Source organism: Streptomyces sp. NPDC057963 (assembly GCF_042887155.1).
In the GTDB taxonomy this organism is placed as follows: domain Bacteria; phylum Actinomycetota; class Actinomycetes; order Streptomycetales; family Streptomycetaceae; genus Streptomyces.
Map to the genome: position 1 here is coordinate 566,875 of NZ_JBHVPX010000001.1, position 26,603 is coordinate 593,477.

Genomic DNA, 26,603 nt, shown 5'->3' on the forward strand with positions numbered 1-26,603 from the left:
ACCCCCTAGGGGTATGAACATCTCCGCCAGGGAGGACATCGTGTCCGCGCACACCGCCACAACCGGAACCGGCACCGGTCCCGGCACAGCCGTCGGCGCCACCGCAGAGGTCGAGCTCGCGATCGGCGGCATGACCTGCGCCTCCTGCGCGGCCCGTATCGAGAAGAAGCTCAACCGGATGGACGGCGTCGAGGCCACCGTCAACTACGCCACCGAGAAGGCCAAGGTCAGCTACCGGGGCGAGGACGTCTCCGTACAGGACCTGATCGCCACCGTCGAGAAGACCGGTTACACCGCGCAGGAGCCCGCGCCCCCGGTGGTCGCCGGGGACGGCGGTCCCGAGGCCGCGGAGGCCGACGAGCTGCGGCCCCTGCGGCAGCGGCTGCTCACCGCCGTGGCGCTCGCCGTACCGGTGATCGCGATGGCGATGGTCCCGGCGCTCCAGTTCGACTACTGGCAGTGGCTCTCGCTGACCCTGGCGGCGCCCGTCGTCACGTACGCCGCCTGGCCGTTCCACCGCGCCGCCTGGACCAACGCCCGGCACGGCGCGGCGACGATGGACACGCTGATCTCGGTCGGCACCTCGGCCGCGTTCCTGTGGTCGGTGTGGGCGCTGTTCTTCGGCACCGCCGGGATGACCGGCATGACACACCCCTTCGAGTTGACCATCGGGCGGAGTGACGGCGCGGGGAACATCTATCTGGAGGCCGCCGCCGGAGTCACCGCGTTCATCCTTGCCGGGCGCTACTTCGAGGCCCGCTCCAAGCGGAAGGCGGGCGCCGCGCTCAAGGCGCTCCTCGAACTCGGGGCCAAGGAGGTGACCGTGCTGCGCGGTGGCCGCGAGGTGACCGTGCCGACCGCCGATCTCCAGGTCGGGGACCGGTTCCTGGTCCGCCCCGGCGAGAAGATCGCCACCGACGGCACCGTCGTGGAAGGCGCGTCTGCTGTGGACGCGTCGATGCTCACCGGTGAGTCCGTACCCGTGGAGGTCGGCGTCGGCGACGCTGTCACCGGGGCCACGCTCAACGCGGGCGGCCGGCTCGTCGTCGAAGCGACCCGGATCGGCGCCGACACCCAACTGGCCCGGATGGCCAAGCTCGTCGAGGACGCGCAGAACGGCAAGGCGGCGGCCCAGCGCCTCGCCGACCGGATCTCGGCCGTCTTCGTCCCCGTCGTCATCGCCCTGGCTCTCGGCACGCTCGGCTTCTGGCTCGGCAACGGCGCGGGTCTGACGGCCGCGTTCACCGCCGCCGTCGCCGTACTGATCATCGCCTGCCCCTGCGCCCTGGGCCTCGCCACCCCGACCGCCCTCATGGTCGGTACGGGACGCGGCGCCCAGCTCGGCATCCTGATCAAGGGCCCGGAGGTCCTGGAGACCACCCGCCGCGTCGACACGATCGTCCTCGACAAGACCGGCACCGTCACCACCGGCCGGATGACCCTGCTGGACGTCCACACGGCGGACGGTACGGACGAGGCCGACGTGCTGCGGCTCGCGGGCGCTCTGGAGCACTCCTCGGAGCACCCCATCGCGCAGGCCGTCGCCGCCGGAGCCGCCGAACGCACCGGCGCCGCCCTGCCCACACCCGAGGACTTCGCCAATATCGCGGGCCTCGGCGTCCAGGGGGTCGTCGAGGGCCACGCCGTCCTCGTCGGCCGCGAGCAGCTGCTCGCCGAGTGGGAGATCCACCTGCCGGTGGAGCTGGCCCGGCGCAAGGCCAACGCGGAGGCCGCCGGGCGGACGGCCGTCGCGGTCGCCTGGGACGGGGAGGCACGCGCGGTCCTCGAAGTCGCCGACGCGGTGAAGGACACCAGCGCGGAGGCCATCGAGCGGCTGCGGGCCCTCGGCCTGACCCCGATCCTGCTCACCGGCGACAACCGGGCGGTGGCCGAGGCCGTCGCGGCCGAGGTCGGGATCGAGAAGGTGTACGCGGAGGTCATGCCGGAGGACAAGGTCGGCGTCGTCAAGGACCTCCAGGCCCAGGGCCGTTCGGTCGCCATGGTCGGTGACGGCGTCAACGACGCGGCCGCCCTCGCCCAGGCCGACCTGGGCCTGGCGATGGGCACCGGCACGGACGCCGCGATCGAGGCCGGTGACCTGACCCTGGTCCGCGGAGACCTGCGCGCGGCGGCGGACGCGATCCGGCTCTCCCGCAGGACGCTCGGAACCATCCGGACGAACCTGTTCTGGGCCTTCGCCTACAACGTGGCCGCTCTCCCGCTCGCCGCGGCCGGGCTGCTCAACCCGATGATCGCGGGCGCGGCGATGGCGTTCTCATCGGTCTTCGTGGTCGGCAACTCGCTGCGGCTGCGGGGGTTCAGGGCGGCGGCGTGACCCCGGTCACCGATCCGCCCGCACGAACCGCACCCGGGTTCCCGGCACCGCCTGTGCCGCGCCCGCGAGTGCGGTTTCGCGCACGACGCCGACGACCGGGTAGCCCCCGGTCGTCGGATGGCCACCCGCCCGGCCACTGAATCCGCCGTTCCCGGCCGGGGCGGCTCCGGGTCCCGCCCCGTCGGGCAGCCTTCGCTCCCGACACGGCTCCCGTGCCCCGCCGCGAAGACACCCCCATCGCAAAAACGTGACACCCAGGACCCGAAGTGTCACGTTCACCACCACCCCCACCCCGCCAGAGCGGCTCCGGACCCCACCCCGGCCGCGGCGCCCGCCCCATCCGACAGCCATCGCCACCCGCACAACTCCCGCACCCCGCCGCAAAGACACCCCCCTCGCAAAAACGTGACACCCAAGACCCGAAGTGTCACGTTCACCACCACCCCCACCCCGCCACCCCCGTGACAGCCCCGGTCCGAGGACTCCCCCGGGCCGCCCGGTCCCGGGCTACGGTCGTCCCATGACCGACAGTTCGCACGAGAACCCTGCCCCCGGAACGGGCGGCGTTCACGAAGCGGGCGCTGCCGCCGATGCCCTCCGGGACCGCTGGCACACCGCCCTCGTCGCCGTCCGGGGCGGCACGCCCTCCCCCGATCCGCGGCCGTACGCCGACAACCTCCTGGCCCGCTGGGCCGAGCCGCAGCGGCGGTACCACACCACCGCGCACCTGGTCGCGGTGCTCGACCGCATCGACACGCTCGCCGGGTACGCGGCCGACGCGCCGGCCGTGCGACTCGCCGCCTGGTTCCACGACGCGGTCTACCGGCCCGACCGGTCCGAGAACGAGGAACGCAGCGCCGCCCTCGCCGAACGCGCCCTTCCGGAGGCCGGCGTACCGGCCGACGTCACAGCCGAGGTCGCCCGGCTCGTCCGGCTCACCGTCACCCACGATCCGGCGGACGGCGACGCCAACGGCGAGGTGCTGTGCGACGCGGACCTGGCGATCCTGGCGGCGGCCCCGAAGGAGTACGCGGCGTACGCGGCGCAGGTGCGGGAGGAGTACGGCTTCGTGCCCGACGACGCGTTCCGGGAGGGGCGGGCGACGGTGCTGCGCCAGCTGCTCGGGCTGCCGCGGCTGTTCCGTACCCCGCACGGGGCGGACCGGTGGGAACCCCGGGCGCGGCAGAACCTGTCGACCGAGCTGGAGCTGCTCAGCCACTGAACACACGGTGCCTCGGCGGGGCGGTGACCGACCGGGCAGCGGCCGACCGGGCGGCGGTCGGAACACGTCGGTGGCGGGAATGCGGCGGCCCAGCCCACTGTTGGCAGCTGTCATGCCCGACTCTGCCGCTCGACGCTCACGTATGCCCCTTGCCGTCTACATCCTGGGACTCTCGGTCTTCGCCCTGGGGACCAGCGAATTCATGCTCTCCGGGCTGCTGCCGCCCATCGCCGACGACATGGACGTGTCCATCCCGCGGGCCGGACTCCTCATATCCGCCTTCGCGATCGGCATGGTGATCGGCGCACCGCTGCTCGCCGTGGCCACACTCCGGCTGCCGCGCCGCACCACACTCATCGCCCTGATCTCCGTCTTCGGCCTCGGCCAGGTGGCGGGCGCACTGGCTCCAACGTACGAGGTGCTCTTCGCGTCCCGTGTCGTGAGTGCCTTCGCCTGCGCGGGGTTCTGGGCGGTGGGGGCGGCGGTCGCCATCGCGATGGTGCCGGTGAACGCCCGGGCCCGTGCCATGGCCGTGATGATCGGCGGTCTGTCGATCGCCAATGTGCTGGGCGTGCCCCTGGGCGCCTTCCTGGGTGAGAACCTCGGCTGGCGGTCGGCGTTCTGGGCCGTGGGCGCGGCGTCCGCCGTGGCGCTGATCGGAGTGGCGACGCTGATCCCGCGCATTCCGCTGCCGGAGCAGAAGCCGCGGATCAAGCGGGAGATGAGCATCTACCAGGACCGGCAGGTGTGGCTGTCGATCGTGATCACGGCGCTCGCGGCGGGCGGTGTCTTCTGCGCGTTCAGCTATCTGTCCCCGCTGCTGACGGATGTCGCCGGGCTGGACTCCGGCTGGGTGCCGACGGTGCTCGCGTTGTTCGGGATCGGTGCGCTGGTCGGTACGACGATCGGCGGCCGGGTCGCTGACGCGCATCTCTTCGGAGTGCTGATGAGCGGCACCGCGGCCTCGACGGTCTTCCTGGTCGCACTGGCCCTGTTCGCGTCGAACCAGGCCGCCGCGGTCGTGCTCTCGTTCCTGCTGGGAGTGTCGGCGTTCTACACGGCCCCGGCGCTGAACGCCCGGATGTTCAACGTCGCGGGCGCCGCCCCGACGCTGGCCGGGGCGACGACGACGGCCGCGTTCAACCTCGGCAACACGGGCGGCCCCTGGCTGGGCGGCACGGTGATCGACGCCGACTTCGGTTTCGCGGCGACCGCGTGGGCGGGGGCGGCGATGACGGTCCTGGCGCTGGTGGCCGTGGTCTTCTCGCTGCGGCTGCACAGCGGTGGCGGCGGCCGGTCGCGGCGGGTGACCGGGTCGCCCGCCACGGCGTCGTCGGGAACGTCCGACAAGGTGTCGGGAGCCTCCACGGGGGCGGCCGCCGGGGCGATCGCGGAGGCGGGTACCTCCGCGGTCTGAGCCGCGCCCCGCACGCGTACTTCCCGTATCCCCCACCCCGTACGTCCTACCTGCTCCGGAGTCCGGGGCACCTCGGCAATCGTCAGCCGCGCGGCCGACCCGGCCGGGATGAGCGCCTTGGTCGGGATCAGCGCCCCGGTGCGAGGCCCACCCCCGTCAGCCGCCGGAAAGCGGACGGCTGACGGGGGCCGGCCGCCCCTTGGGCCGCCGCAGACCGGCTTCCGTGATCCGGCGGACGAGCTCCTTCGAGCCGATCTGCCGCGCCCCGGCCCGTACCGCGTCCTCGTACCGCGATTCCGGTACGTCGTAGTGGTCCCGCTCGAACGCGCGGGGCGGACAGCCGATGGCTGCCGCGAAGACGTGCAGTTCCTCGAAGGAGACGTCGCTGACCAGGTGCGACCAGAACCGCCCGTGCCCCGGCCAGTCCGGCGGGTCGATGTAGACCGTCACCGCCGCGGTATCCCGCCCAGCGAACCGACCGGCGCGACGGCCACGGCGGCCTTGGTGCAGACCCAGTGCGGGTCCGGGCCCAATTCCGGTTCGACGTCCAGGGCGTGCGGGTCGCCCGCGTCGCAGACCGGGCAGAGCGGCCAGCGTCCGTACCGTTCGAGGAGCGCGTCCTGCACATCCTGGGCGACGAGGCCGACGACGAACGAGACACCGTCGGGCCATTGTTCGACCCACCAGCGGCGGTGGGTCACCGCGTCCTCGACCAGCGAGACGATCCCGGCATCGGCGACGTCGCCTGCGGCCAGATCAGCCATGACCAGCGCGCGGGCCGTGTGCAACGCCTGTTCCAGGGGGTTCATCTCCATGGGCCCATTGTCACCCCGCCCGCACATCCGCTTCCCGTGCCCGCCCCTGCCGTTTCCGCGCTGTCAGAGGTAGGGACCAAAGGGGGGTTGACGGGCAACCGGGTTGAAAATATCTTTCAAATGTGACCAATGACGTGAAGGAAAGTTTCAGCGCTGATTCCCCGCCCGCCCCGGCGGCTCTCGCGGCCAAGGTGCGTACGCTCGCGCCGTCCATGACCCGCTCCATGCAGCGCGTCGCCGAGGCCGTCGCCGGTGATCCCGCCGCCTGCGCAGCCCTCACGGTCACCGGTCTCGCCGAGCTCACCGGCACCAGCGAGGCAACCGTGGTCCGCACGGCCCGCCTCCTCGGCTACCCCGGCTATCGCGATCTGCGCCTCGCCCTCGCCGGGCTCGCCGCGCACCAGCAGTCGGGCCGGGCCCCCTCCGTCACCGCCGACATAGCGGTCGACGACCCGATCGCCGATGTGGTCGCCAAGCTGGCCTACGACGAGCAGCAGACCCTCGCCGACACGGCCGCGGGGCTCGACACCGTCCAGCTCGGTGCCGCGGTGGCCGCCGCCGCCACCGCCCGGCGCATCGACATCTACGGCGTGGGCGCCTCCTCCCTCGTCGGCCAGGACCTGGCGCAGAAGCTGGCCCGTATCGGCCTGATCGTGCACTCCCACACCGACCCGCACCTCGCCGTGACCAACGCCGTGCAGCTCCGCTCCGGCGATGTGGCCATCGCGATCACGCACTCCGGCTCCACCGTCGATGTCATCGAGCCGCTACGGGTCGCCTTCGACCGCGGTGCGACGACGATCGCGATCACCGGCCGCCCCGACGGTCCCGTGACGCAGTACGCCGACCACGTGCTGACCACGTCCACCGCCCGGGAGAGCGAGCTGCGGCCCGCCGCCATGTCGAGCCGTACGAGCCAGCTGCTCGTCGTCGACTGCCTGTTCATAGGCGTCGCGCAACGCACGTACGAAACGGCCGCACCGGCGCTCGCCGCCTCCTACGAGGCGCTGGCCCACCGCCACACCCCGCGCCCCCGCTGACCCCGCCCCGAACAACCGGCCTCACCGACCCACGCTCCCGCACCCGCACCCGACCCTCACTTCCGCTCCCGCACCCGCGCCCGCTGAACCGCACGAGATCGAGAAAGCAGAGCTGCTCTCCATGACCTCCACCACCGACGCCGACACCACCCCCGACGGATACGGGGAACTGCGCGCCCAGCTCGAAACGCTCACGACCGAGGCGTTCCGGCCCGAGCTCGCCGAGATCGACCGCCTGGACACCCTTGAGATAGCCCGGATCATGAACGGCGAGGACCGGTCCGTCCCGGCCGCGGTCGGCGCCCGGCTGCCCGAGATCGCCGCCGCGATCGACGGCACCGCCGAGCGCATGGCCCGCGGCGGCCGGCTGATCTACGCGGGCGCGGGCACCGCGGGCCGGCTCGGCGTCCTGGACGCCAGCGAGTGCCCGCCCACCTTCAACACCGACCCCTCCGAGGTCATCGGCCTGATCGCGGGCGGCCCGTCGGCGATGGTCAAGGCCGTCGAAGGCGCCGAGGACAGCAAGGAGCTGGCCGCCGCCGACCTCGACGCCCTGGACCTCACCGCCGACGACACCGTGGTCGGCATCTCCGCCTCCGGCCGTACGCCGTACGCGATCGGCGCCGTCGAACACGCCCGCGCCCAGGGCGCGCTGACCATCGGTCTGTCCTGCAACGCGGACTCCGCACTGGGCGCCGCGGCCGAGCACGGCATCGAGGTCGTCGTCGGCCCGGAGCTGCTCACCGGCTCCACCCGGCTCAAGGCGGGTACGGCCCAGAAGCTCGTCCTCAACATGCTCTCGACGATCACGATGATCCGGCTCGGCAAGACGTACGGGAACCTGATGGTCGACGTCCGCGCCTCCAACGAGAAGCTGCGCGCCCGTTCCCGCCGGATCGTCTCGCTCGCCACCGGAGCGTCCGACGAGGAGATCGAGGCCGCCCTCGCCGCGACCGACGGCGAAGTGAAGAACGCCATCCTCACCATCCTCGGCCGGGTCGACGGCCCCACCGCCGCCACCCTGCTGACCGCGTCCGGCGGCCACCTCCGCGAGGCCCTCGCCGCGGCCCCCCGCACCACCTGACCCACCGGCTCCACCCCCGCACCCCCGCACAGCAAGGCACCACGCACCATGGCAACAGAAGACAAGAACCGCGCCACCGCCGCCGCGATCCTTCCGCTCGTCGGTGGCGCCGCGAACGTCAGCTCCATCGCCCACTGCATGACCCGGCTCCGGCTGGGCCTGCACGACCGCTCGCTCGTCGACGACGAGGCCCTGAAGGCGGTGCCCGCCGTCATGGGCGTGGTCGAGGACGACACGTACCAGATCGTCCTCGGCCCGGGCACCGTCGCCCGGGTCACGCCGGAGTTCGAACAGCTGGTGGAGGAGGGCAGGGCTCCGGCCCCGGAACCGGCCGCAGCGACGGCCGCCACCGCGGCCGCAGCCGAAACCACGCCCACCGCCTCCGCCTCCACCTCCGACGCCGACGCCACCCCCGCTTCCGTCTCCGCGGCCGAACTCGCCGCTCAGGGCGCAGCGATAAAGGCGGCGCGGAAGGCGAAGAACGCCACCCCGTTCAAGCTGTTCCTGCGCCGGATCGCGAACATCTTCGTCCCGCTGATCCCGGCGCTCATCGGCTGCGGCATCATCGCCGGTCTCAACGGCCTGCTGGTGAACCTCGGCTGGCTGACGTCGGTCACGCCCGCGCTGGCCGCGATGGCGTCCGGCTTCATGGCGCTGATCGCCGTGTTCGTCGGCTTCAACACGGCGAAGGAGTTCGGCGGTACGCCGATCCTGGGCGGTGCGGTCGCCGCGATCATCGTCTTCCCGGGCGTCGCGAACATCGAGGCGTTCGGCCAGAAGCTCTCCCCCGGCCAGGGCGGTGTGCTGGGTGCGCTGGGCGCGGCGGTGCTGGCGGTGTACGTGGAGAAGTGGTGCCGCCGCCGGGTGCCCGAGGCCCTGGACGTACTGGTCACCCCGACCCTCACGGTCCTGGTCTCCGGCCTGGTGACGATCTTCGGTCTGATGTACGTGGCCGGCGAGGTCTCCACGGCCATCGGTACGTTCGCCGACTGGCTGCTCTCCAACGGCGGCGCGGGCGCGGGCTTCGTGCTCGGCGGTCTCTTCCTCCCCCTGGTGATGCTGGGCCTGCACCAGGCACTCATCCCGATCCACACCACCCTGATCGAGCAGCAGGGCTACACCGTCCTGCTCCCGATCCTCGCGATGGCGGGCGCCGGCCAGGTCGGTGCGGCCGCGGCGGTCTACTTCCGCCTCCCCCGCAACGAGTCGATCCGCCGGACGATCAGGTCCGCGCTCCCGGCCGGTCTGCTGGGAGTCGGCGAACCGCTGATCTACGGCGTCAGCCTCCCGCTCGGCCGCCCGTTCGTCACGGCGTGCGTGGGCGGCGCGTTCGGCGGCGGCTTCATCGGCCTGTTCAACCAGCTCGGTGACAAGGTCGGCTCCACGGCCATCGGCCCGTCCGGCTGGGCCCTGTTCCCCCTCCTCGACGGCAACCACGGCCTGAGCACCACGATCGCGATCTACGCGGGTGGCCTGCTGGTCGGCTATCTCGCCGGATTCCTCGCGACGTACTTCTTCGGCTTCAGCAAGGACCTGCTGGCGGAGTTCAACGTCTCCCGGGAACCGGCGGCCCCCGCGGTCACGGCGACGGGCGGCCCGACGGCCCCGACAGCCGGCCCCGACAGCCCGGCGAGGGAACCGGCCGGCGTCTGACCCCTGACGTGGATGAGGGCGGCACCACCCGATGCCCGGGATGGTGCCGCCCCCGCGCCGCCCCCGCGCCGCCCCGGAGCTGCCCCGGTGCCGCCCCCGGACTTCGCTGCCTCCCCCCAAGACCGCTCCCGCGCTCTCAGTGCTCCCGGTAGTGGTCCGCGACGGCGCCGAACGCGGCCTTGGGTTCCCACGGCAGGCCGGGGTAGGTGGTTCCGAGGCGGTCCTCGAAGACCTTGACGACGCCGTAGCTGGCCAGGTCCAGGTCGTCGCGCGGGTCGCCGTCCGGGCGGTGCACGTGGTCGTACAGCGCGAAGGTGAACACAAAGGTGCTGTCGACACCTCCGGCGTCGAAGGCCTCCAGCAGTTCCCGCACGTACGCGGCCTGCCCGCCCTCGTCGCGGGCGTACGCGCCGTTCAGCCGGACAGGACCGCCCTTGTCGTACTCGACGATTTCAAGACCGCGCGCACCCCGGTCACCCGCCCCCCGGTAGCCGGCCGCGCCGAATTCGGTGATCGCGACCGGCTTCCCCTGGGCACCGAGACCATGGACGCCGTCGGCGAACCGGTCGGCGGTCTCGGCCGACCGGTAGAGATCCACGGACATGATGTCGAAGGGGGCCCAGTCGACGCGTTCGAGCGGTACGGAGGCATAGGTCACCCTGCCGCCGAAGCGCTCTCGGACCAGCGCGACGGCCTTGCCGAGGAAGTCGTTGACCCGCCCGCCGACCTGGCCGATGTGCTCGCGCGCCCGCTCCGGACGGCTGAGCAGCGCGACCCGTTCGTCGGTGCTGTCGCCGGGCAGGAAACCCTTGTTCATCAGGCTCAGTTCGGCGCCCACGACGAACACGACCTCGGCCCCCCGCTGCCGGAGCCGCTCCGCGCGCTCGGCGCAGTCGGCGAACAGCGACAGCATCTCGTCGGCGGTCAGTTCGAGCGGGTAGGGGGAGAACCAGACCTCAAGGCCGAGACCGGCGGCGTACCCCGCCGCGAGCTCCACCCGTTCCGGATCACCGCCCATGACGCGGACCGCGTTGCAGTGCAGGTCGTCGCGGATGATGCGCAACTCGCGCTCGACCTCCTCCGGGTCGAAGCGCTTTCGGGAGATCTCTCCGTTCTTGACGAAGCCGGTGTCGTAGCTGATGCCTCTGGCACGCACGCGTCGCATCCTCTCCTGACGAAAACCTTTACGGTACTGACCGTACCCTAGTTGCCGACCGTGAGGGATGACAATCACAATGGGAAGGTACGAGCGGTACCGATACCAGGAAGAGTCCATGACGCAGGAGCCGACGGGGCAGTCAGAAACAGGGCAGACAGGGGTGGGGCAGACACGGCGACGCGGAGCCGTCCTGGAGGAGGCGATCCTGCGCGCCGCGGTGGACGAACTCACCGAGTCCGGATACGCCGGACTGACCATGGACAAGGTCGCCGCCCGCGCCGGCACCAACAAGAACGCCCTCTACCGCCGCTGGCCGAACCGGCTCGCGCTGGGCATCGCCGGCTACCGGCAGTTGGTCACGACGGTCCAGCCCCCCGACACCGGCGAACTGCGCGGCGACGCCCTTGAGCTGCTGCGCGGGGCGAACCGGCACTGGAGTTCCCCCCTCGGAGCCATCCTGCGCGAACTCCTCGCCGCGGCCGGCAGCACGCCGGAGTTCCTGGCCCAGTTGCAAGAGCAGTCCGGCGACGCCGTGGCCGCCCCCTGGCTGACCGTCCTGGGGCGGGCGGTCGCACGCGGTGAAGCGGCCCCCGAAGCACTCCACCCGAGGGTCGCCACCGTGGCCGTCGTCCTGCTCCGCAACGAATTCGTCGTGCGCGGTGCCCCCTCCGCGCCCGACGACGTGCTCGTCGAGATCGTCGACGAGGTCTACCTGCCCCTGGTGCGGCGACGCGGCCCGGACCCGAGCTGACCTCCCGCACCACCGGCCGAAGGGCGGCACCCGGCCGAAGCGCGGCAGCCGCCCAGGGCGTCGCCCTTCCGTACGTCCGCCGCCGTGTCGTACCTACCCGGCCGGCACCGTCACGGCAGCCGCCCCTCCCGGTTGACCTCCCTGACCCGGGCCCGCAGCACCTCCCCGAGCGGGGCCGGGCGCACCGACTCCGGCGGACACTCCCACTCCGCCCCACCGCCCGGCGCCCGCAGCTGCACGTACGGTCCGACCCGCCCCATCACGCGCCCCACCCGCCCGTCCCGGGTGTCCACCGCGAACGAACCGGGCTCCGGCCCGCACCACTCCGGCCCGCACCGCTCCGGTCCCTCACCCGTCATGACCGGCCGGCCCCTGCGCCTCCAGCACCACACTCAGCCGCAGCGCCGTGTCGAGGTTGCACCGGCCGAGGTCGACCAGCAGCGTCATCGGTTCGTCCCCCGCGCACGTCACCGGGTCGATCCGCAGCGACGGCAACGTGATGCCCACCCCCGAGAACCCTTCCTTGAGCCGCGCCACCGCATCCTCGGCCGCCTGCACTCTGCCCTCTGCCGCCCTGCGCCGTTCCTTGATCGTCATGACCCATCCCTTTCCACGCTGAGTAATGACAATGCATACCCAGCGTGTCCAACGCGCGGCTCGCCCGGAAGAGGCGCAGAACCGGCAACCGCACGTGTGTCACAGGGAGTTGTCATGCCTGGCGCCAAAAAGCCTGGCGCCCGTTCGACGCGGCCGCCAAGGCGGCGGACGGAGCGACGAACGGGGCAGCAGACAGGGCAGCAGACAGGGGCTGCGAACGGGGCGGCGGAGCCGCTACGGCTTCAGCTTGTCGGCCTCCCGGACCTCATGGAGATGGATGAGGACGTCGAAGGACTTGGCGATCGCGATGTCGCGCGGCTCCGTGGGGAACTGCGTACCGACGCCGAGCGTGGGCCGGGCGATATTCAGCCAGGCGCGCGCCGCCGCCGGGGCCTTGCGGACGTCGAGGTAGAAGTCCCGGTAGCGGACCTGGTCGAGGGTGTACTCGTTCCTGCCGGGATCGGCGGCGCCCACGGTGAACTTCTTCCAGTCCCCGCCGAGGGCTCCGTCCTTCGACAGGAAGGAGCCCTGGTTGAAGGTGAAGCCGATGGGGAGGTAGTTCTTGCCCATCGTGTCCCGCAGGAACGACCCCTGCGTCTTGGAGTACATCTCGGGATCGCCGGCGACGTAGCCGACGTGGTCGTTCTGCGCCGACAGCAGGATCTTGTCGCCGGTGTGTTCCCGCCACCAGGCGACGTTCTGGGCCATCACCTCGTCGCGGAAGCGCTCAAGGCTGTTCAGCGACTCCGGATCGTCGGGGTTCAGGGTGAGGAACTTCGCGGTCTGGGCGATGGAGCGGGCGTTCTGCTCGGCCCAGTCGAACGCGTCTCCACCGGATCCCTTCCGGCTGCTGACCAGTTCCAGGGCCTTCTGCGCCTTGGCGGCGAGCTGCTGCCGTTCCGCGAGCGGCTTGCCCAGGTAGGCGAAGACGTCGTCGATGGGCCGCAGGCCGGTGTAGAGCTCGTCGAGCCGCGCCAAGTCCTCCGGGTGGTTCTGCCGCACGTAGCCGGTCACCCGGCCGAAGAACGCGTCGTTCAGCGAGGGGGCGCCGATGTCGTCGCCCATGAAGTGGACGGGGCGGTCGGGGTGGTTGCGGTTGTAGTCGCGCATCCACTCGATGAGGCTCACGAACTCCTCGCGCTCCCACGGGGAGTTGGTCAGCGTCTCCTTGGCGATCTCGCGGGCGTCGCCCTTGCCGGTCTGGAGGTAGTCGTCGATCTGGAGTCCCGCGGACCAGCTCAGCTCCAGGGCGAAGGTGGTGAAGCCCTTCTTCTCGACGAGGTGGCGGAAGACCCGCTCCTTCATGGTGAAGAACTCGTGGGAGCCGTGGGTGGCCTCGCCGAGGCCGACCACCCCGGCGTTGCCGATCATCGCGTCCAGGGCTCGCAGGTCGGCCGTGTTCCCGCCCGGCTCGGTCGAACGCAGCGGGTGGGCCGCCCGCTCCAGTGCGCGTACCGGGTTCTGCTTCCCGACGACCGCAGCCGGCACGGCCGCACCGGCCGTGCCGGCCGTGCCGACTTCGGCCGCCTGGACCGCCCCAGGAGCGAGGACCGCTCCCATCGCGACCGCCGCCGCCGCGACCGCCGTCACCGTCGCCGGCAGTACCCGCCGACTGATGCGCTTCCGATACCTTGCCATGCCTTTACCCCTCGCCTTGCCTTTTGCAGCTTGAGAAGGATCATCGCCTGCGAATCCATTGCCGCGCACTGGGGGAAGCCTCCGAGCACCTTCGGGGGGATACCCCCGCACGGAGGGGAGCAGGGTGGTTGGTGCACAAGGACGGCAGGCGTCGCCGCTGATAGCACCGGGCCCGGACGCGTCCCCCGGACACGGCTCCCCCACCCGACCCCCGCACCCGACCCCCGGACCGGCTCCCCCAGGTCCGGCCCCCGGACCCGCCCCCCAGCCCCGACTCCCCGACTCCCCGGCCCGGCCCTACTCCTGCCGATCCGGCGCCGACCAGAGATGGCTGAGCGTGCCGAGCACGAGGCGGCACACCTCGTCCGGTTCGGCACCGGCCAGCGGCTCGCGCGCGACGACCGTCCGCATCAGGCCGATGCCGAGGAGCCACGCCATGGCGAGATCCGCGCGCAGCGCGCCGTCCCGGGCGTCGGAGAGCCCGGCCAGCGCGCTCTGGTACTCCTCGCCCAACTCCCGCAAGGTTCCGGCCGCTTCGTCGCCCCGACCGATGGACCGCAGATACACCTCCAGCGAGCGGTCCCCGGCTCCGCCCGCCGCGCTGCGGGTCAGCATCGAGCGCAGGGCGGTCTCGAAGAGTTCCTCGGGCGGCGTCGCCCGCAATTGTTCGAGGCCGCCCTGCGCGAGGACCTCCGTGAGGAGCCCCTGCTTGGACCCGAAGTACCGGAAGAGCAGGGCCTGGTTGGCTCCGGCCCGTTCCGCGATGCTCCGGACCGTCGTCCCTTCGTAACCCCGTTCCGCGAACAGGTCACGGGCCGCCTCCAGCAGCCGGCGGCGGGTCGCCGCGGCATCACGGCGGTGCGTGGCCGCGACATCGCGGCGGCGCTCTCCGGACGACGGTGCGGGGGCGGGCTCCATGTCGGCCTTCCTCTCGGAGCGGCCCGTCAGGATAACGGCCGTAAAGCATCGTTGACCGCCCGCGAAGCCACTCCTACCGTTGTAAGCAGCTGCTTACATTTGGGAGGCCGCAGTGACCACAGCAGACATCGCACCCCTCGCCTACCCCTTCAACACCGCCGAGGGTCTGCAACTCGCCGAGGAGTACGAGCGCGTACGCGACCAGCCGGGCCTGTTACGGGTCCAGATGGCGTACGGCGAACCGGCCTGGCTCGCCACCCGTTACGCCGATGCCCGGCTCGTCCTGGGCGACCAGCGGTTCAGCCGGGCCGCGGCCGCGTCGCACGACGAGCCCCGGCAGTCCGAGGGCCAGCGCGACGGCGGCATCCTCGGCATGGACCCGCCCGACCACACCCGGCTGCGCTCCCTGGTCGCCAAGGCGTTCACGGTCCGCCAGGTGGAGAAGTTGCGGCCGCAGGTACGGGAGCTGACGGCGACCCTCCTCGACGACATGGAGGCGGCCGGACAACCCGCCGACCTGGTGGACCTGTTCGCGCTGCCGCTGCCGGTCGCGGTGATCTGCCGGATGCTGGGCGTACCCACCGAGGACCGCCCGCGCTTCCGAGTGTGGAGCGACGACGCGCTGTCGACCAGTTCCCTCACCGCGGCGGAGTTCGACGCCAGCCGGGAGGAACTGCGCGCCTACATGCGCGGGTTGATCGCGCAGCACCGCCGGGAACCGCAGGACGACCTGATGACGGCGTTGATCGAGGCCCGCGACGGCGGCGACCGGCTCTCCGAGCTCGAACTCGTCGATCTGTGCGTCGGCATCCTGGTGGCGGGACACGAGACGACGGCGTCCCAGATCCCCAACTTCGTCCTCACGCTGCTGGATCACCCGGACCAGTTGGCCAGGCTCAGGGCCGAGCCCGAGCTCGTTCCGAACGCGGTGGAAGAACTGCTGCGCTTCGTGCCGCTGGGCAGCGGCGCGGGCCAGCCCCGTTACGCCACCGAGGACATCGAGGTCGGTGGAACCCTCGTGCGGGCCGGCAGTCCGGTCCTGGTCGCGGTGGGCGCCGCCAACCGCGACGCGCTGCGGTTCACCGCCCCGGGCGTGCTGGACATCGCCCGCGCGGGCAACCAGCACCTCGGATTCGGCCACGGGGTCCACCACTGCCTGGGCGCCCCGCTGGCCCGGCTGGAGCTCCAGGAAGCGCTGGGCGCGCTGATCGCCCGCTTCCCGGGGCTGAAACTGGCGGGTGACGTGACGTGGAAGTCCGAGATGCTGGTGCGCGGACCGCGCGTCATGCCGGTCGGGTGGTGACCGGAATGACCTGGAACGTACGCGTCGATCCGGAGCTCTGCCAGGCGTCCGGCATGTGCGCCGGGACCGTCCCCGGGGTATTCGCCCTGGACGGGGAGCACGCCCGGGTGAAGGCGGACGGGATCGAGCCGGACGAGCGGGTGCTGGACGCCGCCGACATCTGCCCGGCCCAGGCGATCACCGTGCACGACGGGACGTCGGTCATCGGTCCCCGCCGCGATTGAGCCCCCCGCGGAGAGACCGCCCCGTGCCGGGAAGGACGATCTCGGCACGGGGCGGTCGGGGTGGAAGTGACGGGGGGTCTAGCCGAGCCGCTCCAGGATCCACTGGGGACGGCCCTCGGGGCTGAGGATCACGCGGCTGCCCTCCGTGGCCAGATGGCCCAGCTCACCGCGGCCGAGGGAGATGACGACCGGCGCCTCGCCGTCCCGGCCCTGGATCGTCCACTGGTCGGGCTGGCGGCCGCACTCGTCCACCCACACCGCGGGCGGGTAGATCCGGACCGGCGAGAGTGCCAGGCAGCGGTTCTCCCCGCGCGCCTCGCGGATCTGGGCCAGACCGTTGCCCTGGTTGCGGATCTCCCACACGGTGCCCGGGTTGCAGGGCTCGATGTGGCCGCCCAGCGGACCTTCACCGCCCGCCAGACACTCGTTGGTGCGCACATCGCGGATGAAGTACACCCCGTTGGCGGCGTCGGCGGCCTGGGCGGGGGTGGCCAGCGCCGTGGCGGCGACGGCGGACACGGCGAGAGAGAGGATCGAACGCATACGCATGGGGCTCCTCGTACGAGAGAGGGAAACGCCGGAAGACAGGCCGCGTCGGCGGCGGCCCGGAGTCCCCAAGATCACAAATGTGTGCGACCGTTCGCACGCTGCCACGGGCGTGCGGACCGATTTTCCACTCCAACAGCAGCGGCGCACGCGCATCACGCACGGCGCACGCCCACCGCTCCCGCGCCCCCTGTGACCAGGGGTGATCCCCCCGGGGCTCAAGCCGCGAAGTCCGAGCGCTCTTTCCGAGGAAAGGGAGGCGGGCCAGTTCCCACCCACCCTCCCTGCCCGGTGAGTTGACTTCCCGTGACCGGCTTGCCACGGATGGTGGCCAAGCCTTAGCGTTCCGAATAACGAACAACCCCCGCCGAGTGCACGAACACCTGACGGGGGTCTAACCACCTCGATCGTTAGGCCCGATCTCATGGCTGCCAGCCAGCATAGTCCCGCTCCGTGTGCCCCGCACGCACCCCCGTCCGCACTGCCGCACCCGATGGCCAATCCGGGCTACGGCAAGCGTTCCGCACCCTCGCAACTCCCCCGTAGCGAGCGCGATTTCGCGCATCTGCCACCTCGCGAGGCGTCCATCGCCGCATACCTCGACCACCTGCCCGACGGCGCCGACATCTCCGTGAAGACGCTGGCCAAGGTCCTGCCGTACGGGCAGTGCGCGCTGCGGACCGCCCTCAACCGGCTCCAGGGCGCCGGGCATCTGCGGCGCGGCAGCGAATGCGTGGCCAACGACGAGGTCCTGCTCTGGGTGACCCGTACGTTCTTCTCCCGCACGGCGCGGGACGACACCTGGTGGGCGGCGTTCACCCGGGGCGACGTGCCGCCGGAACAGCACCAACGCCCCACCCGCTCACGGGCGTTCGTCCTGCTGGCCGCACTGGGCCGCGCCGCACCCGCGCTCACCCTGTCGGCGGCGGACTGCGCGGCGCTGGAACCGCGGGTCGCCGACTGGTTCTCGCGCGGCGCCACGGAGGCGGAAGTGCTCCACGCCCTCACCGAGGGCCTGCCCACCCCCGTCCACCACGCGGCGGCCCTCGTCCGCAGGCGACTGGCCGACAAGATGCCACCCGAACGGGTCGCTCCGGCACAACGGCGGACGCTGTTGCGCACCCTCGAATGCGGCGAGTGCCACGCACCCGGCAGCCCGGAAGCCCTGATCGGCGGCCGCTGCGGACCGTGCCGGGGCACTCCCGTCGACGCTCCCGCAGGCCCGGCCGGAACCGTCCCGGCCACCGGCGTGCGCAGCCGCATGAGCGAGGTCCGGGCGGCGATGACCCCGCGCTCCGAGCGAACCGGCCGCCCGACCCGCTCCCGCCTCCCGTGATCGCCGGGTGTCCGAAACCGGCTCCCACCTGGGAGTGGTTTGATCCGCTTCCCCTCCCCGGTCGCTACTTTGCGTGTTCCTCTTGGGCGCCTCGTAACGAACCGACCCAAAGGGGAACGAACCATGTCCGAACCGACCCACGAGCAGATCGTCTCGGAGCTTCGCAGGAGGCCCGCCATCGCCCTGGCCCCCGGCCCCCGTCTGGACGCCGAGCCGCACAGCGCCCTGCCGCTGCCGCCCAGCTCCGTGTGGGACCTGCCGGGCGGCACCGCCTGGGTCTACTACGGCGAGGGGAACCGGGGCCTCGTGCGGCCCGTGATCTTCGCCGACGGGTTCAACACCGGGCCCAGCAGCCTGGACTTCTCCTGGGAGATCATGGAGTTCGGCGACTACGCGCTCATCAGCGAGCTGCGCCGCCGGGGACACGACGTCATCCTTCTCGGCTTCCATGAGCGCAGTGCGTCGATTCTGGACAACTCCAAGACCGCGCAGGCCGCGATCATGCAGGCCGTCGCGGAACGGCAGGGCGACACACCGCTGGCCGTCGGCGGGTTGAGCATGGGCGGGCTCGTCACCCGGCACGCGCTGGCCAAGATGGAGAGCCAGGACATCGACCACCAGACCGCTCTGTACTTCTCGTACGACAGCCCCCACCGCGGTGCCTGGATCCCGATCGCGCTCCAGGCGTTCGCGCACTACATCAAGGATCTCGACAGCCGGTTCTCGGACCAGATCAACAGCCCGGCCGCGCGCCAGCTGCTGTGGCGGCACATCGGGAAGTGGGACGGGACGCCGGACCGGAGCGACGAGCGCGCCGCGTTCCTCGCCGAGATGCGGAGCATCGGCGAATGGCCGCGCCGGCCGCGGCGGATCGCCGTCGCCAACGGCACGGGCGACGGCGTCGGCACCGACGTCCGTCCGGGCGAACTGGCCCTGGAGGGCAAGGGGCTCTCGGTCCTGGGCACCAAGCTCTACACCCAGGCGCCGGGCGACAGCGAACTCGTCGCGAAACTGCGGGTGGTGACGCTGAAGGCCAACGAGGTGCGCAGGTCCGGACTTCCGTCCATCGACGGCGCGCCCGGCGGCTCGCTGGAAGGCTTCGGCATCCTCGCCGACGCCTTCAACGCCCTCAGCCCCGTCCTCGGGTTCAAGACCGACGTACGGATCCGCTCGCACTGCTTCGTGCCGGCCGTCAGCGCGGTCGACATCCGCGATCTGGACACGGACGAGGAGCTGTACGCGAACATCTCCGCACTCCCGCAGGAGGACAGCGGGCTGGACGAGTTCAGGCTCGCGTCCCGCAACGAGGGGCACACCCTCGTGACGCAGGAGCTCTGCACCTGGCTCCTCGATCGGCTCCCGTAGGGCCTTCCGCACGGTGCCCGGCGCGCGGCGCCCCACCGGACCGGGGAGCCGGGAGATCGGGAAGCAGGAGAGCCGGGAAGCCGGGCGCGCGTACGAAGGCGGGCCGCGGTATCACGCGCCCACGGTGCTCCGGCGGGCACCGTGGGCGCGCCGTGCCGCGGCCCTCCGGGGAGCCCCGTCCGAGGACGCCGTCCGGGAGTGTCGGCCCGAAGCGCCGACCGGGACGGAAACGACATCGCCCCCCGGGACCTGATGGTCCCGGGGGGCGATGCGGCAAAGCTGTACAGGAACTACCGATCCGTCAGGATCAGAAGTCCATGTCACCGCCCGGCATGCCGCCCGGAGCGGCCGCGGCGGCCTTCTCCGGCTTGTCGGCGATGACGGCCTCGGTGGTGAGGAACAGCGCGGCGATGGACGCGGCGTTCTGCAGGGCGGAACGCGTGACCTTCGCCGGGTCGAGGATGCCCTCGGCGATCATGTCGACGTACTCGCCGGTCGCGGCGTTCAGACCGTGGCCGACGGCCAGGTTGCGCACCTTCTCGACGACGACGCCGCCTTCGAGACCACCGTTGACGGCGATCTGCTTGAGCGGGGCCTCCAGCGCCAGCTTGACGGCGTTGGCGCCGGTCGCCTCGTCACCCGAGAGCTCCAGCTTCTCGAAGACGGCCGAGGCCTGGAGCAGAGCCACGCCACCACCGGCGACGATGCCCTCCTCGACGGCGGCCTTGGCGTTGCGCACCGCGTCCTCGATGCGGTGCTTGCGCTCCTTGAGCTCGACCTCGGTCGCGGCACCGGCCTTGATGACGGCCACGCCGCCGGCCAGCTTCGCGAGGCGCTCCTGAAGCTTCTCGCGGTCGTAGTCCGAGTCGGAGTTCTCGATCTCGGCACGGATCTGGTTGACGCGACCCTGAACCTGGTCGCTGTCACCGGCACCGTCGACGATCGTGGTCTCGTCCTTGGTGATGACGACCTTGCGGGCGCGGCCGAGCAGGTCGAGACCGGCGTTCTCCAGCTTGAGGCCGACCTCCTCGGAGATGACGGTGCCACCGGTGAGGATGGCGATGTCGCCGAGCATGGCCTTGCGGCGGTCACCGAAGCCCGGGGCCTTGACGGCGACGGACTTGAAGGTGCCACGGATCTTGTTGACGACCAGGGTCGACAGGGCCTCGCCCTCGACGTCCTCGGCGATGATCAGCAGCGGCTTGCCGGACTGCATGACCTTCTCCAGCAGCGGAAGGAGGTCCTTCACGTTGCTGACCTTCGAGTTCACGATCAGGATGTACGGGTCGTCGAGGGACGACTCCATGCGCTCCATGTCCGTGGCGAAGTACGCCGAGATGTAGCCCTTGTCGAAGCGCATACCCTCGGTGAGCTCCAGCTCCAGACCGAAGGTCTGGGACTCCTCGACGGTGATGACGCCTTCCTTGCCGACCTTGTCCATGGCCTCGGCGATGAGCTCGCCGATCTGGGTGTCGGCGGCGGAGATGGAGGCGGTCGAAGCGATCTGCTCCTTGGTCTCCACGTCCTTGGCCTGCTCCAGGAGGGCGGCGGAGACGGCCTCGACGGCCTTCTCGATACCCCGCTTGAGGGCCATCGGGTTGGCACCCGCGGCGACGTTGCGAAGGCCCTCGCGGACGAGCGCCTGGGCGAGAACGGTGGCGGTGGTCGTACCGTCGCCGGCGACGTCGTCCGTCTTCTTGGCGACCTCCTTGACCAGCTCCGCACCGATCTTCTCGTACGGGTCCTCCAGCTCGATCTCCTTGGCGATGGACACACCATCGTTGGTGATCGTGGGGGCGCCCCACTTCTTCTCAAGGACGACGTTGCGACCCTTGGGGCCAAGGGTGACCTTGACGGCGTCGGCGAGCTGGTTCATGCCGCGCTCGAGACCGCGCCGGGCCTCCTCGTCGAACGCGATGATCTTGGCCATGTGAAGTGGTCCTCCCGGACAGGGGTGGATTTCTCCGGACCGAGTGGCGCCCGCGACGGACGGCCTGCGTGACCGGCGGTTCCTTGCCCCACCGGACCTGCGGGCCTCACCGGCCCGATCCAAGTTCTGTCACTCTCACCTGGAGAGTGCTAACGCCAATGATTAGCACTCGACCCCGGAGAGTGCAAGCGTCCCCCTCGGGATGTGGACAACCACGCCCCCTCCCGGGCGGCCCCGGACGCACGGACGCACGGAGGGCCCGTACCCCAGGGGTACGGGCCCTCCGTGCGTGAGTAGTGTCGTTGGCCGACCGCGTCGAGCTCAGCCGACGGCGAGCTTGACCATGTCCGCCTGCGGCCCCTTCTGGCCCTGCGAGATCTCGAATTCAACTCGCTGACCCTCTTCGAGGGTGCGGTACCCGTCCATCTGGATCGCGCTGTAGTGGACGAAAACATCCGCACCACCGTCGACCGCGATGAAGCCGTACCCCTTCTCCGCGTTGAACCACTTGACGGTGCCCTGAGCCATGCCTAACTCCCCTATTACTGGCCCTTGCACAGGACCGCACTTCGCGGACCCGGGTCAGAACTCACCCTCCGACAGGAGAGGGTGTGTGCGCCGGAACGCGTCGACCGCGGCCGAATGTATCTGCCCAACTGCCCTCTGCAACAGGTCAATCGGACGAGAATTCTGGGCAGCACCGAACGCCCGAATATGAGGGATTCATGAGATTCCAGGGCAAGTCGGGCCGGGCAAAGGCGACTTATGGCGCAAGGAGATCGAGCACTTTGGCTGCTTCTTGTCGCGACCGGGCGCATTCTCGTATGCGGGCGGCACGGGCAGCTGGGGGGACTTCCCACACTGTACCGCGCTCAACCATGCAGAATTGCCCCCTCCGCTTCTCTCGCAGAGGGGGCAATTCCGATAACGCCGTGAAACCGGACAGGGGATCAGCAGCCGCCCGCGACCGCCGGGATGATCGAGATGCCGGCGCCGTCCGGCGTCGCCGTCTCCAGGCCGCCCTCGAAGCGCACGTCGTCGTCGTTGACGTACACGTTCACGAAGCGGCGCAGCTTGCCCTGGTCGTCCAGGACGCGGGCGGCGATGCCCGGGTGGTTCTGCTCCAGGGACCCGATGACCTGCGAGAGGGTCGAGCCCTCCGCCGGGACCTCGGCCTGGCCGCCCGTGTAGGTGCGGAGGATGGTGGGGATGCGGACCTTGACGCTCATGGCGGGTGCCTCTCTTCGGTCTCGGGTGATCAGCTGGTGGCGAGGCCGGCGGCGCGGAACGCGTCCAGGCTCGGGCGGATCGTCGCGGTCGCCTGCGAGGTGGCGGCCACCGCGTCCAGGGTCTTGAGGCCGTCACCGGTGTTGAGGACGACGGTGGTCAGCGCCGGGTCGAGCAGACCGGCCTCGATGAGCTTCTTCGTCACGCCGACCGTCACCCCGCCGGCCGTCTCCGCGAAGATGCCCTCGGTGCGCGCCAGCAGCTTGATCGCATCGACGACCTGCTCGTCGTCGACGTCCTCGACCGCGCCGCCGGTGCGGCGGGCGATGTCCAGGACGTACGGGCCGTCGGCCGGGTTGCCGATCGCCAGGGACTTGGCGATGGTGTTCGGCTTCTGGGGCCGTACGACGTCGAGTCCGGCCTTGAAGGCGGTGGAGACCGGGGAGCAGCCCTCGGCCTGGGCACCGAAGATCTTGTACGGCTTGTCCTCGACCAGACCGAGCTTGATCAGCTCCTGGAGCCCCTTGTCGATCTTCGTGAGCTGCGAGCCGGACGCGATCGGGATGACGATCTGGTCGGGCAGCCGCCAGCCGAGCTGCTCGCAGATCTCGTACGCCAGGGTCTTGGAGCCCTCGCCGTAGTAGGGGCGCAGGTTGACGTTGACGAAGCCCCAGCCCTCGCCGAGCGGGTCGCCGATGAGCTCCGAGCAGAAGCGGTTGACGTCGTCGTAGTTGCCCTCGATGCCGACCAGCTCACCGCCGTACACCGCGGCCATGACGACCTTGCCCTGTTCCAGGTCGTGCGGGATGAACACGCAGGAGCGGAAACCGGCACGGGCGGCGGCGGCGCCCACCGCACCGGCGAGGTTGCCGGTGGAGGAGCAGGAGAGGGTGGTGAATCCGAAGGCGCGGGCGGCCTCGACGGCGATGGCGACGACCCGGTCCTTGAAGGAGTGCGTCGGGTTGCCGGAGTCGTCCTTGACGTACAGGCCGCCGGTGACGCCCAGCTCGCGGGCGAGGTTGTCGGCCTTGACCAGCTTGGTGAAGCCGGGGTTGATGTTGGGCTTGTCCGCGACATCGGCGGGGACCGGCAGCAGCGGCGCGTAACGCCAGATGTTGTTCGGTCCGGCCTCGATGCGCTTCTTCAGCTCGTCGGGGGAGCCGCTCGGCAGGTCGTACGCCACTTCGAGCGGCCCGAAACACGACGCGCAGGCGAAAATGGGGCCGAGCTCGAAACGCTCGCCGCACTCGCGGCAGGAAAGCGCCGCGGCGGGACCGAGGTCGACGGTGCCGGTCTCGGCGTCAGCGCCGGTGGAAGAATTGGTGCTTACTTCAACAGTCTGCGCAGCCATGGAGGCGAGGCCCTTTCTCCTCATCTTCCTCGCGGCGCATTTCGCCACGAGACGGAATTGGCACCTTCCCTACCTGACCTCGCGGTCGGCAGGAGGGTTGCCGGGACTTCAACGGGCCGTTCCCTCAGTCCCTCTGGATGAGCGCTGTGGCACCAGATCGACGATCCGGGCATTTATTGGCGGACTGACCCCGACATGCGACGGCCATCCGCGTTGTTCAAGACTGTAACCGAAGCAGCGGACAGTTGAGATAGTCGTCCGAACCGCGAGATGGATCACATACAGGGAGTATCGACCGTGCTGGAAGAGGTCGAACGCTGGCTGGCCAGGCGTTCCTGGTCGGTCGCCGACCGCCCGCTGGACCGGCTCCTCGCAGCCAAGGAACCGGGTCGCGGGAGCGTGAGCGTCGTGCTGCCCGCGCTGAACGAGGAGGCGACGGTCGGCGCGATCGTCGCGACGATCCGGCGCGAGCTGATGGAGAAGGTCCAGCTCGTCGACGAACTCGTGGTGATCGATTCCGGTTCCACGGACGCCACCGCGAAGGTGGCCCGGGAGGCCGGCGCCCGGGTGGTCCACCGGGACGACATACTGCCCCGGATACCCGCCGTGCCCGGCAAGGGCGAGGTGCTGTGGCGGTCGCTCCTGGTGACCGGCGGTGACATCGTCTGCTTCGTCGACGCCGACCTGAGGGACTTCTCGGCCGACTTCGTCTCCGGCATCGTGGGCCCGCTGCTGACCGATCCGGACGTGCGGTTCGTCAAGGCGATGTACGACCGGCCGCTCGGCGACACCGCCGGGCAGGGCGGCCGCGTCACCGAGCTGGTGGCCCGTCCGCTGCTCAATATGCACTGGCCGCAGCTGGCCGGTTTCGTCCAGCCGCTGGGCGGCGAGTACGCCGTACGCCGCTCCCTCCTCGAACAGCTGCCCTTCCCCGTCGGTTACGGGGTGGAACTGGGTCTCCTGGTCGACGCGCTGCACACGGTGGGCCTGGACGCGCTGGCCCAGGTCGACGTGGGGGTGCGCAAGCACCGCCACCAGGACGGTCAGGCGCTCGGCCGGATGGCGGCGGCGATCTACCGGACCGCCCAGCTCCGACTGTCCCGCGGGCACCTGGTGCGGCCTTCGCTCACCCAGTTCGAGCGCGGTGAGGACGGCTTCGTACCGCACACCCATGCGGTGGACACCGAGGAGCGGCCGCCCATGCGCGAGATCGAGGAGTACATTTCACGCCGCGCGGCCTGACGTGACCCGACTTCGCACGTTTGGGCGGTTCGTGATCGGGCTAGATTCCGCAACATGGTCTCCGAGCACGAAGCCCAGCCCGCCGCCCAGGTCCTCGTCGCGTCCAACCGCGGCCCGGTGTCGTACGCGCTGGGCACCGACGGATCGCTCGACGCGAAACGGGGCGGCGGCGGGCTCGTCTCCGGGCTGAGCGCCGTCAAGGACAAGCTGTGGGTGTGCGCCGCGCTCGGTGACGGGGACCGGGAGGCGGTCCGGCGCGGGGTCGGTGAGCCGGGCGTGCGGATGCTCGACATCGACGCGGCCGTGCACGCGGACGCGTACAACGGCATCGCAAACTCGGTGCTCTGGTTCATCCACCACCTGCTGTACCAGACCCCGCTGGAGCCGGTCTTCGACGCGGAGTTCCGGCGGCAGTGGGCGTCGTTCGAGACGTACAACCGGGCCTTCGCCGAGGCGCTCGCCGCGGAGGCGGGTCCCGGCGCGGCGGTGCTGGTGCAGGACTACCACCTGGCGCTGGTGCCCGGCATGCTCCGCGAGCTCCGCCCCGACCTGCGGATCGGCCACTTCACGCACACCCCGTGGGCGCCCGTCGACTACTTCCGCCTGCTTCCCGACGACATCGCCGAGCAGTTGCTGCACGGCATCCTGGGCGCGGACCGGGCGGCGTTCCTGACCCGGCGCTGGGCGGACGCCTTCGTCGGCTGCTGCACGGAGATCCTGGGCAGCACGGGGCGGACCAGGGTCGGGGTGCACGGGCTCGGCGCGGACGCGGACTTCCTGCGCCGGCGCGCGCACGAGGCGGACGTGGACGAGCGGATGGCGGCGCTCCGGGAGCAGGTCGGCCCCGGGCGGAGGACGATCGTACGAGTGGACCGGACGGAACTGTCCAAGAACATCGTGCGCGGGCTGCTCGCCTACCGCGCGCTCCTGGACGAGCGGCCCGAATGGCGCGAGCGCGTCGTCCACGTCGCCTTCGCCTACCCCTCGCGGCAGGACCTGACGGTGTACCGCGACTACACGGCCGAGGTCCGGCAGGTCGCCGACGACATCAACGCCGCGTACGGCACGGCGGGCTGGACGCCGGTCGTACTGCACGTCAAGGACGACTTCGCCCGCTCGCTCGCCGCGTACCGGCTGGCCGACGTGGCGCTCGTCAACCCGATCCGCGACGGCATGAACCTGGTCGCCAAGGAGATCCCGGTCGTCTCCGACCACGGCTGCGCGCTGGTGCTGTCGCGGGAGGCGGGGGCGTACGAGGAGCTGGGCAGCGACGCGGTCGTGGTGAACCCGTACGACGTGTCCGCGACCGCCGCGGCGCTGCACGAGGCGCTCACGATGGCGGACGACGAACGGGCCGCGCGCACCGAACGGCTGGCCGCGGCGGCGGTGGCGCTCCCGCCGCAGCAGTGGTTCCTCGACCAGCTGGACGCGTTGCGGCGGGAGTGAGCCG

General features: G+C 71.1%; 26 protein-coding genes and 1 riboswitch. Of the genes, 13 read left to right on the plus strand and 13 right to left on the minus strand.

All coding sequences use genetic code 11. The features are described from left to right. Window positions 1–40: 40 nt before the first annotated feature. Window positions 41–2,335 carry a heavy metal translocating P-type ATPase gene (locus tag ACFVT1_RS02670; RefSeq protein ID WP_389792238.1) on the plus strand — a complete coding sequence of 765 codons (2,295 nt, stop codon included), beginning with the start codon at window positions 41–43 and terminating at the stop codon, window positions 2,333–2,335. A 6-nt stretch (window positions 2,336–2,341) separates the two neighbouring features. Here the strand turns inward: ACFVT1_RS02670 and ACFVT1_RS02675 are convergent, their stop codons facing one another. Then, window positions 2,342–2,686 carry a hypothetical protein gene (locus ACFVT1_RS02675; RefSeq protein ID WP_389791843.1) on the minus strand — a complete coding sequence of 115 codons (345 nt, stop codon included), beginning with the start codon at window positions 2,684–2,686 and terminating at the stop codon, window positions 2,342–2,344. A 169-nt stretch (window positions 2,687–2,855) separates the two neighbouring features. Between ACFVT1_RS02675 and ACFVT1_RS02680 the strand changes: the two genes are divergently transcribed. Both ACFVT1_RS02680 and ACFVT1_RS02685 read left to right on the plus strand, forming a co-directional pair. Beyond that, window positions 2,856–3,557, plus strand: coding sequence for a hypothetical protein (locus tag ACFVT1_RS02680; protein ID WP_389791845.1), 702 nt, complete (start codon window positions 2,856–2,858; stop codon window positions 3,555–3,557). A gap of 142 nt (window positions 3,558–3,699) precedes the next feature. After that, window positions 3,700–4,974: a Cmx/CmrA family chloramphenicol efflux MFS transporter gene (locus ACFVT1_RS02685; protein WP_389791847.1), complete on the plus strand. Its 1,275-nt coding sequence runs from the start codon at window positions 3,700–3,702 to the stop codon at window positions 4,972–4,974. 156 nt (window positions 4,975–5,130) lie between these two features. Here ACFVT1_RS02685 and ACFVT1_RS02690 read toward each other — a convergent pair whose 3' ends face one another. Continuing rightward, the gene (locus ACFVT1_RS02690) at window positions 5,131–5,424 is read right to left on the minus strand and encodes a DUF4031 domain-containing protein (RefSeq protein ID WP_389791849.1); all 294 of its coding nucleotides are present in this window, start codon (window positions 5,422–5,424) and stop codon (window positions 5,131–5,133) included. Further along, a complete protein-coding gene (locus ACFVT1_RS02695; RefSeq protein WP_389791850.1) occupies window positions 5,421–5,789 on the minus strand; it encodes a hypothetical protein in 369 nt (122 codons plus the stop codon). The genes ACFVT1_RS02690 and ACFVT1_RS02695 overlap by 4 nt, the downstream gene beginning before the upstream one ends. Window positions 5,790–5,911: 122 nt before the next feature. On the opposite strand from ACFVT1_RS02695, the gene ACFVT1_RS02700 reads away from it, so the two are divergent. The 3 genes from ACFVT1_RS02700 (at window position 5,912) to ACFVT1_RS02710 (ending at window position 9,566) form a co-directional block, all read left to right on the plus strand. Then, on the plus strand, window positions 5,912–6,829 hold the full coding sequence (locus ACFVT1_RS02700) for a MurR/RpiR family transcriptional regulator (RefSeq protein WP_389791852.1): 918 nt from the start codon (window positions 5,912–5,914) through the stop codon (window positions 6,827–6,829). A 121-nt stretch (window positions 6,830–6,950) separates the two neighbouring features. Further along, entirely contained in the window at window positions 6,951–7,913 is a 963-nt protein-coding gene (murQ, locus tag ACFVT1_RS02705) for an N-acetylmuramic acid 6-phosphate etherase (RefSeq protein ID WP_389791854.1), read from the plus strand. Window positions 7,914–7,961: 48 nt separating this feature from the next. Then, entirely contained in the window at window positions 7,962–9,566 is a 1,605-nt protein-coding gene (locus ACFVT1_RS02710) for a PTS transporter subunit EIIC (RefSeq protein ID WP_389791856.1), read from the plus strand. Window positions 9,567–9,702: 136 nt separating this feature from the next. Here the strand turns inward: ACFVT1_RS02710 and ACFVT1_RS02715 are convergent, their stop codons facing one another. Continuing rightward, the gene (locus ACFVT1_RS02715; protein WP_389791858.1) at window positions 9,703–10,722 is read right to left on the minus strand and encodes a hypothetical protein; all 1,020 of its coding nucleotides are present in this window, start codon (window positions 10,720–10,722) and stop codon (window positions 9,703–9,705) included. A 118-nt stretch (window positions 10,723–10,840) separates the two neighbouring features. On the opposite strand from ACFVT1_RS02715, the gene ACFVT1_RS02720 reads away from it, so the two are divergent. Then, the gene (locus ACFVT1_RS02720; RefSeq protein WP_389791860.1) at window positions 10,841–11,476 is read left to right on the plus strand and encodes a TetR/AcrR family transcriptional regulator; all 636 of its coding nucleotides are present in this window, start codon (window positions 10,841–10,843) and stop codon (window positions 11,474–11,476) included. Between the two features lie 110 nt (window positions 11,477–11,586). On the opposite strand, the gene ACFVT1_RS02725 is transcribed toward ACFVT1_RS02720, so the two are convergent. The 4 genes from ACFVT1_RS02725 to ACFVT1_RS02740 all read right to left on the minus strand — a co-directional run bounded on the left by ACFVT1_RS02725 (window position 11,587) and on the right by ACFVT1_RS02740 (window position 14,629). Further along, window positions 11,587–11,835, minus strand: a complete 249-nt coding sequence (locus tag ACFVT1_RS02725; protein ID WP_389791862.1) for a hypothetical protein — start codon at window positions 11,833–11,835, stop codon at window positions 11,587–11,589. Beyond that, entirely contained in the window at window positions 11,825–12,073 is a 249-nt protein-coding gene (locus ACFVT1_RS02730; protein ID WP_389791864.1) for a hypothetical protein, read from the minus strand. The genes ACFVT1_RS02725 and ACFVT1_RS02730 overlap by 11 nt, the downstream gene beginning before the upstream one ends. A 234-nt stretch (window positions 12,074–12,307) precedes the next feature. Beyond that, on the minus strand, window positions 12,308–13,711 hold the full coding sequence (locus ACFVT1_RS02735; protein ID WP_389791866.1) for an erythromycin esterase family protein: 1,404 nt from the start codon (window positions 13,709–13,711) through the stop codon (window positions 12,308–12,310). Between the two features lie 297 nt (window positions 13,712–14,008). Then, window positions 14,009–14,629 (minus strand): TetR family transcriptional regulator, encoded by a 621-nt coding sequence (locus tag ACFVT1_RS02740; RefSeq protein WP_389791867.1) that lies wholly within the window; start codon window positions 14,627–14,629, stop codon window positions 14,009–14,011. A 112-nt stretch (window positions 14,630–14,741) separates the two neighbouring features. Between ACFVT1_RS02740 and ACFVT1_RS02745 the strand changes: the two genes are divergently transcribed. Together ACFVT1_RS02745 and ACFVT1_RS02750 are read left to right on the plus strand one after the other, a co-directional pair. Continuing rightward, window positions 14,742–15,932 (plus strand): cytochrome P450, encoded by a 1,191-nt coding sequence (locus ACFVT1_RS02745; RefSeq protein WP_389791869.1) that lies wholly within the window; start codon window positions 14,742–14,744, stop codon window positions 15,930–15,932. Window positions 15,933–15,937: 5 nt separating this feature from the next. After that, complete coding sequence (locus ACFVT1_RS02750) at window positions 15,938–16,156, plus strand: ferredoxin (protein ID WP_389791871.1); 219 nt, start codon at window positions 15,938–15,940, stop codon at window positions 16,154–16,156. Between the two features lie 78 nt (window positions 16,157–16,234). Here the strand turns inward: ACFVT1_RS02750 and ACFVT1_RS02755 are convergent, their stop codons facing one another. After that, window positions 16,235–16,705, minus strand: a complete 471-nt coding sequence (locus ACFVT1_RS02755; protein WP_389791873.1) for a hypothetical protein — start codon at window positions 16,703–16,705, stop codon at window positions 16,235–16,237. Window positions 16,706–17,195: 490 nt separating this feature from the next. On the opposite strand from ACFVT1_RS02755, the gene ACFVT1_RS02760 reads away from it, so the two are divergent. Continuing rightward, complete coding sequence (locus ACFVT1_RS02760; RefSeq protein WP_389791875.1) at window positions 17,196–18,038, plus strand: hypothetical protein; 843 nt, start codon at window positions 17,196–17,198, stop codon at window positions 18,036–18,038. A gap of 123 nt (window positions 18,039–18,161) precedes the next feature. Further along, complete coding sequence (locus ACFVT1_RS02765; RefSeq protein WP_389791877.1) at window positions 18,162–19,403, plus strand: esterase/lipase family protein; 1,242 nt, start codon at window positions 18,162–18,164, stop codon at window positions 19,401–19,403. A gap of 307 nt (window positions 19,404–19,710) precedes the next feature. On the opposite strand, the gene groL is transcribed toward ACFVT1_RS02765, so the two are convergent. From groL to thrC, 4 genes are all read right to left on the minus strand, one after another. Continuing rightward, window positions 19,711–21,333, minus strand: a complete 1,623-nt coding sequence (gene groL, locus ACFVT1_RS02770; protein WP_072487928.1) for a chaperonin GroEL — start codon at window positions 21,331–21,333, stop codon at window positions 19,711–19,713. 321 nt (window positions 21,334–21,654) lie between these two features. After that, window positions 21,655–21,861: a cold-shock protein gene (locus ACFVT1_RS02775; RefSeq protein WP_003967346.1), complete on the minus strand. Its 207-nt coding sequence runs from the start codon at window positions 21,859–21,861 to the stop codon at window positions 21,655–21,657. A gap of 422 nt (window positions 21,862–22,283) precedes the next feature. Then, on the minus strand, window positions 22,284–22,562 hold the full coding sequence (locus ACFVT1_RS02780; protein ID WP_389791880.1) for a MoaD/ThiS family protein: 279 nt from the start codon (window positions 22,560–22,562) through the stop codon (window positions 22,284–22,286). Between the two features lie 29 nt (window positions 22,563–22,591). Next, window positions 22,592–23,911 (minus strand): threonine synthase, encoded by a 1,320-nt coding sequence (gene thrC, locus ACFVT1_RS02785; RefSeq protein ID WP_389791882.1) that lies wholly within the window; start codon window positions 23,909–23,911, stop codon window positions 22,592–22,594. A gap of 17 nt (window positions 23,912–23,928) precedes the next feature. Continuing rightward, window positions 23,929–24,055: riboswitch (SAM riboswitch) on the minus strand. A gap of 153 nt (window positions 24,056–24,208) precedes the next feature. Here thrC and ACFVT1_RS02790 point away from each other — a divergent pair. Together ACFVT1_RS02790 and ACFVT1_RS02795 are read left to right on the plus strand one after the other, a co-directional pair. Next, complete coding sequence (locus ACFVT1_RS02790; RefSeq protein WP_389791883.1) at window positions 24,209–25,153, plus strand: glucosyl-3-phosphoglycerate synthase; 945 nt, start codon at window positions 24,209–24,211, stop codon at window positions 25,151–25,153. Between the two features lie 54 nt (window positions 25,154–25,207). Beyond that, complete coding sequence (locus tag ACFVT1_RS02795; RefSeq protein ID WP_389791884.1) at window positions 25,208–26,599, plus strand: trehalose-6-phosphate synthase; 1,392 nt, start codon at window positions 25,208–25,210, stop codon at window positions 26,597–26,599. Window positions 26,600–26,603 lie beyond the last annotated feature (4 nt).

What these genes read in the sequence shown, in the direction of transcription:
- ACFVT1_RS02675 (WP_389791843.1), bottom strand. Translation starts at nt 2,686, where the DNA reads ATGGCTGTCGGATGGGGCGGGCGCCGCGGCCGGGGTGGGGTCCGGAGC.
- ACFVT1_RS02685 (WP_389791847.1), top strand. Translation starts at nt 3,700, where the DNA reads ATGCCCCTTGCCGTCTACATCCTGGGACTCTCGGTCTTCGCCCTGGGG.
- groL (WP_072487928.1), bottom strand. Translation starts at nt 21,333, where the DNA reads ATGGCCAAGATCATCGCGTTCGACGAGGAGGCCCGGCGCGGTCTCGAG.
- ACFVT1_RS02725 (WP_389791862.1), bottom strand. Translation starts at nt 11,835, where the DNA reads ATGACGGGTGAGGGACCGGAGCGGTGCGGGCCGGAGTGGTGCGGGCCG.
- ACFVT1_RS02760 (WP_389791875.1), top strand. Translation starts at nt 17,196, where the DNA reads ATGGCCAATCCGGGCTACGGCAAGCGTTCCGCACCCTCGCAACTCCCC.
- ACFVT1_RS02765 (WP_389791877.1), top strand. Translation starts at nt 18,162, where the DNA reads ATGTCCGAACCGACCCACGAGCAGATCGTCTCGGAGCTTCGCAGGAGG.
- ACFVT1_RS02680 (WP_389791845.1), top strand. Translation starts at nt 2,856, where the DNA reads ATGACCGACAGTTCGCACGAGAACCCTGCCCCCGGAACGGGCGGCGTT.
- ACFVT1_RS02720 (WP_389791860.1), top strand. Translation starts at nt 10,841, where the DNA reads ATGACGCAGGAGCCGACGGGGCAGTCAGAAACAGGGCAGACAGGGGTG.
- murQ (WP_389791854.1), top strand. Translation starts at nt 6,951, where the DNA reads ATGACCTCCACCACCGACGCCGACACCACCCCCGACGGATACGGGGAA.
- ACFVT1_RS02750 (WP_389791871.1), top strand. Translation starts at nt 15,938, where the DNA reads ATGACCTGGAACGTACGCGTCGATCCGGAGCTCTGCCAGGCGTCCGGC.
- ACFVT1_RS02740 (WP_389791867.1), bottom strand. Translation starts at nt 14,629, where the DNA reads ATGGAGCCCGCCCCCGCACCGTCGTCCGGAGAGCGCCGCCGCGATGTC.
- ACFVT1_RS02775 (WP_003967346.1), bottom strand. Translation starts at nt 21,861, where the DNA reads ATGGCTCAGGGCACCGTCAAGTGGTTCAACGCGGAGAAGGGGTACGGC.
- ACFVT1_RS02755 (WP_389791873.1), bottom strand. Translation starts at nt 16,705, where the DNA reads ATGCGTATGCGTTCGATCCTCTCTCTCGCCGTGTCCGCCGTCGCCGCC.
- ACFVT1_RS02780 (WP_389791880.1), bottom strand. Translation starts at nt 22,562, where the DNA reads ATGAGCGTCAAGGTCCGCATCCCCACCATCCTCCGCACCTACACGGGC.
- ACFVT1_RS02795 (WP_389791884.1), top strand. Translation starts at nt 25,208, where the DNA reads ATGGTCTCCGAGCACGAAGCCCAGCCCGCCGCCCAGGTCCTCGTCGCG.
- ACFVT1_RS02735 (WP_389791866.1), bottom strand. Translation starts at nt 13,711, where the DNA reads ATGGCAAGGTATCGGAAGCGCATCAGTCGGCGGGTACTGCCGGCGACG.
- ACFVT1_RS02710 (WP_389791856.1), top strand. Translation starts at nt 7,962, where the DNA reads ATGGCAACAGAAGACAAGAACCGCGCCACCGCCGCCGCGATCCTTCCG.
- ACFVT1_RS02730 (WP_389791864.1), bottom strand. Translation starts at nt 12,073, where the DNA reads ATGACGATCAAGGAACGGCGCAGGGCGGCAGAGGGCAGAGTGCAGGCG.
- thrC (WP_389791882.1), bottom strand. Translation starts at nt 23,911, where the DNA reads ATGGCTGCGCAGACTGTTGAAGTAAGCACCAATTCTTCCACCGGCGCT.
- ACFVT1_RS02695 (WP_389791850.1), bottom strand. Translation starts at nt 5,789, where the DNA reads ATGGAGATGAACCCCCTGGAACAGGCGTTGCACACGGCCCGCGCGCTG.